At 68.1% G+C, this 4,762-nt stretch carries 3 protein-coding genes and 1 pseudogene; 1 reads left to right on the forward strand and 3 read right to left on the reverse strand.

Translation table 11 applies throughout. The features are described from left to right. Positions 1–208 (reverse strand): ATP-binding cassette domain-containing protein (locus VD972_RS37845; RefSeq protein WP_324993691.1); only part of this gene is annotated, 208 nt, incomplete at its 3' end. Between the two features lie 11 nt (positions 209–219). Beyond that, the gene (locus VD972_RS37850; RefSeq protein WP_324993692.1) at positions 220–813 is read right to left on the reverse strand and encodes a hypothetical protein; all 594 of its coding nucleotides are present in this window, start codon (positions 811–813) and stop codon (positions 220–222) included. A 641-nt stretch (positions 814–1,454) separates the two neighbouring features. Between VD972_RS37850 and VD972_RS37855 the strand changes: the two genes are divergently transcribed. After that, positions 1,455–4,040 carry a CHASE domain-containing protein gene (locus VD972_RS37855; RefSeq protein ID WP_324993693.1) on the forward strand — a complete coding sequence of 862 codons (2,586 nt, stop codon included), beginning with the start codon at positions 1,455–1,457 and terminating at the stop codon, positions 4,038–4,040. Here VD972_RS37855 and VD972_RS37860 read toward each other — a convergent pair. Further along, positions 3,989–4,762, reverse strand: a pseudogene (locus tag VD972_RS37860) (SpoIID/LytB domain-containing protein); the annotation flags it as partial. The gene VD972_RS37855 and the pseudogene VD972_RS37860 overlap by 52 nt on opposite strands.

The raw sequence follows: 4,762 nt of genomic DNA on the forward strand, positions 1-4,762 counted from the left end.
CCTCTTCCAACGGCAGCGGCCTTCCATCGAAGAGGACACGGCCGGTGTCCGGACGGAGCAGGCCGTTCATCAGCCGCAGCAGGGTCGACTTGCCGCAACCGCTCGGACCGAGGAGCACGGTGGTGCGGCCAGGCGGCAGCCGCAGCTCCATCGGCTGCAGGGCCTGCGTGGCGCCGAACCGCTTGGAGACTCCCTCCAGCTCAAACAATGGGACGCGTCCTAGCTCTTGACGAGGTAGACGCAGGAGGGGTGGCCGCGCTTGCGGCACGGCTGGGTCTCGTCATGGATGACGGTGCCCACCGCGTGGAGCCGCCGCAGGCCTCCGAACAGCATCCCCTTGTCGAAGGCGCACGGGTACGGGTTGTCGCTCTCCACCTCCATGGCCCCGTCCGGCCGCAGCTTCCACCGGTAGTGCCCGATGCCCTCCTTGATCTTCTTCGTCAGCGGATCCCACATCGGACGCCCGTTCTTGCGGTGGTGCAGGTGGTAGCCCGCGTCCATGGACTCCATCATCGTCTTGACGTCCTTGACGCTGGGCAGCCACTCCACCGTCTTCATCACTGACACGCCGATCTGGTGCAGCACCGCGTCCCCCATGTGCTGGCTCGCTCGCGCAAACGCTCGCAGGAACGCGTCGAAGGGGTACCAGGACTCGGGCTCCACCACGACCATCCCGTCCGGCCCCTTCTGCCCGAGCCCCTCCGCCAGAAGGATCTGGCTGGCGATCGACTTGAACTGGCCGAAGGCCTGCACCAGCCCCAGCACGTTGCGTCCCGAGACCTCGATGCCCTTGAACTCGCTGAACGGAATCATCGCGTGGAGGATCCTCTCGACACGGGCCAGGCGACCAGATGATGGCACGCTTCCTCGCGCCCTCGACACCACCTGCTGAGTGCCCCCGCACCTCGACCCGGAGCGCTCCGGGCGTATCGCACCCCCTGGTACATCCACCACCTTTTCTTTCAAACACTGCTCATAAATCCATGGTTGCCGGAAATCCGACCTGTGTGAGCAACGGTGTTATTGAAAACTTCCGTTACATCTCCTCAGAGGGAAAATCGCCGCTGTAACCCGCCTCAACAGGGTGTTTGAAGTTGCTGCCTCCTTACGACGTACATTAGTATCCGAAATACATGAGCCAATCCCAGACATTGGGGTGGGCTCAGAGCCACCCGCACGCGGACACCCGGGGGCAGGTGATGGGCTGTCTGCCGTCACTGCAGTCCGCTCCCGAGTGGGGTGGGTAGTGCGCAGCGGGCATGCCCTTCTGCATCCTCGGGGGATGGTGCAGAGGGGGCCCGCTGCGGTTTTTCGCGGCCTCGCAGGGCCTCTGGGGGGGACGCCAGGCGCAGTGACGCTCCGCAGGCCTCTGTCTTGAATCCTGGCTTCAGGTCGACACGGTCTGCATGCCTTCGCGGGTTCGATGGTATCTGGCCCTCGAGTCTCGAGTCCCTGTGAACGCCGCCTCTCTCTCTCCCTCCAGACGCTCGACCCTGGCACCGCTCGCCGTCCTGGTGTGCTCGCTCGTGCTGACGACCGCCAGCACGGCGCTGTTCTTCGTGACGGCGCTGAGCCGGGACACCGCCCGCTTCGAGAGCCTGGTGCAGGTGATCCAGGACCGGATCTTCGCCCACCTGGACTCGGACATCACGCTGCTGCGCGGGGCCGCGGGCTTCTTCGCCGCCAGCGACACCGTCACCCCCGAGGAGTTCCGCATCTACGTCAAGCGGCTCGACCTGAAGCGGTATGACCCGGGCGTCCAGGGCCTGGGCTTCAGCCGGCGCATCCCCGCGAGCGAGAAGGAGGCCTGGGTCGAGCAGGTGCGCGCCACTGGCCAGCCCTCCTTCCACCTCTGGCCTGAAGGGCCTCGCGCGGAATACCACGCGGTCATCTACCTGGAGCCCCTGGACGCCCGGAACCAGGCAGCGCTGGGCTTTGACATGTTCACGGAGCCCGAGCGCCGGGCCGCGATGGAGCGGGCCTGGCTGTCCGGAGAGCCCGCGCTGTCAGGCAAGGTCCTCCTCAAGCAGGAGCTCGAAGCCGACAAGCAGGCGGGCTTCCTGCTGTATGTGCCCGTGTACCAGGGCGAGGCCGTCCCTTCCTCCGAGGCCGAGCGCCGAGAGCGGCTGCAGGGGTTCGTCTACAGCCCTTTCCGCGCGAGGGAGCTGTTCAGCGGCATCTTCCCCGCTACACGTCATCCGCGGCTCTACTTCCGCATCTACGACGGTCCAGAGGCGCGGCCCGAGCAGCTCCTGTATGACTCGGCCTCCCTCCAGGCGGAGCCCCCGCCTGGCTCCCCGCGCTTCGTCCGCACCACGCACTGCGAGATAGCGGGGCGGCCGTGGACCCTCGTCTTCACCTCCTCGCCCACCTTCGAGCGGGGGCTGCTGAGCTCCTGGGTGTCCACCGTGGGAGGAGTGGGCCTGCTGCTCAGCTTGATGGTGTTCGCCGTCGCACGCTCCCAGCTCACCGCCCGGCAACGCGCCGAGGCCAACGGGGCCGAGCGCGCCCGGCTCCTGGCGCGCGAGCAGGCGGCCCACGCCGAGGCCGAGGCCCAGCGCACCTACCTGCATGATCTCTTCATGCAGGCCCCAGCCCTCATCGTCATTCTGGGGAGTCCCCAGCACGTCTTCGAGTTCGCCAATGCCAACTTTCAGCGAGCGCTGGGGCACCGGGATCTGCTCGGCAAGCCCCTCCGCGAGGCCGTTCCGGATCTGGGGCCGGAGGTCCTGTCGGTCGCGGACACCGTCTACCGAACCGGGCAGCCTTCCTTCGAGCAGGAGGTACTCATTCCCATCGCCTACACCCACGGCCAGCTCGAGGAGAAGTACTGGAACCTCGTCTGGCAGCCCCGCCGGAGTCCGGGGGGGCAGGTCGACGGAGTGCTGCTCTTCGCCTTCGAAGTGACGGAGCAGGTCCTGGCGCGCCGACTGGTGGAGGCCAGCCGCGAGGAGGCGCGACGGAGCGCGGAGCAGCTGAAGACCATCACCGATACGCTGCCGGCGCTCGTGGCCTATATCGACTCCGAGGAGCGCTACCGCTTCGCGAACCACACCTATGAGCCCTGGTTCGGCGTGAAGCCCGAGGACCTCTTGGGAAAGACGGTGAGGGAGTTCATTGGCGAGGAGTTCTACGCGGAGTTCCGGGAGCCGATCGCCAGGGCCCTTGCCGGAGAGGTCGTCCGCTTCGAGGGCGCGCTGACGCGGAAGGACGGGCAGAACCTGTACATGCAGTCCAGCTACATCCCAGAGCGGGATGCTCACGGGCAGGTGCTCGGCTTTGTGGTGCTCGCGTTCGACATCACCGAGCGCAAACAGGCGGAGGAGGCCGTCCGGAGCGCCGTGCGGCTGCGCGATGAGTTCCTCTCCGTCGCCAGCCACGAGCTGAAGACGCCGCTGACGCCCTTGAGCCTGAAGCTCCAGGCGCTCGCGCGCGAGGCGGAGGCCCAGCCGGACTCGCCGTTCGTGCAGAAAGTCCGGACGCACGTGGAGGCAGGGCGCAGGCAGCTCAAGCGGCTGTCGGATCTCATTGGAGACCTGCTGGATGTGTCGCGGATCACCTCCGGGCAGATGAAGCTCCACTGGGAGCCGGTGGACTTCATCGCCGTGGTCCGCGAGGTGGCCGCGCGGCTGGAGCCCGAGGCCCACCGGGCAGAGTCGCGCCTCACCGTGGAGGGCCCGGAGGCGCTGCCGGGCCAATCGGACCGGATGCGGCTCGAGCAGGTGACGGAGAATCTACTGACGAACGCCATCAAGTATGGCGCGGGCAAGCCCATCCACGTCCTACTGGTGGCGAGCCCCGAGCGCATCACCCTCACCGTCCAGGACCAGGGCATCGGCATCGAGCCCGAGCACCAGGCGCGCATCTTCGAGCGGTTCGAGCGCGCCGTGTCCGGGCGGAACTACGGCGGCCTGGGCCTGGGGCTCTACATCACCCGCACCATCGTCGAGGCCCTGGGCGGCACCATCCGCGTCCAGAGCGAGCCCGATCAGGGCGCCTGCTTCACTGTGGAGCTGCCGCGCGAGCCTCCCGCCCCGTAGGCGCGCTCGAGGATCTCGTCGCTGCGCAGGCTGCTCGCCTTGGCGGCCTCCACGTCCAACCCCTCACCGTGGCCTCGTCCCTGGCCCTCGAAGACGATGCTCGCGCCATCGAAGGAGGCGGTGCGCGGGCAGGAGGGCAGCTTGAGTGCGGAGCGCAGCACCTCGCAGGACATGGACTCTGTGGTGTCGAAGGTCGCCCCGCCTTCCTGCTGCGCACGGATGAAGGAGACGCGCCCCGCCTCGAAGCGAAGCGCCGCCACGCCCTGGCCCAGCAGCGCCTCTACCCGTCCCCGGGGACGCGACTCGCGCCACGGCTCCTGGCCCCCCTGAGAGAAGAGCAGCCACTGCTTCCACTTCAGCGGCGGCAGGGCCAGCGCCTTCTCTTCCTCGGGCTTCACGCGTACCGTGCCGAGGAACGCTTGGCAGTGCGTCGTGTCGCAGATGGGACGGCCCCCGTGCCGGCTCTCGGCATGCCGCTCGTTGTGCGCCGCGACACGCGCCAGCGCGATGCGTGCCTCTCCCTTCGACGCCGCGTCCTCCGCAGCCACCACGCCCGCGGTGTACTGCAGGCGCGTGGTGTGGAAGAGGAAGTCCGAGCCTCGCCTCGCGCTGCGCTCACGCTCCGTGGTGGGCACTCCCGGCGGTGGCCGGTATGGCGGCGGAGACGACCACGTGAAGCTCCCCGCGTAGTCGCGCCCCTCGGAGGGCAGTCCCGGGACACG

Origin of the sequence: Hyalangium sp., assembly GCF_035629615.1 — a bacterium.
GTDB lineage: Bacteria > Myxococcota > Myxococcia > Myxococcales > Myxococcaceae > Hyalangium.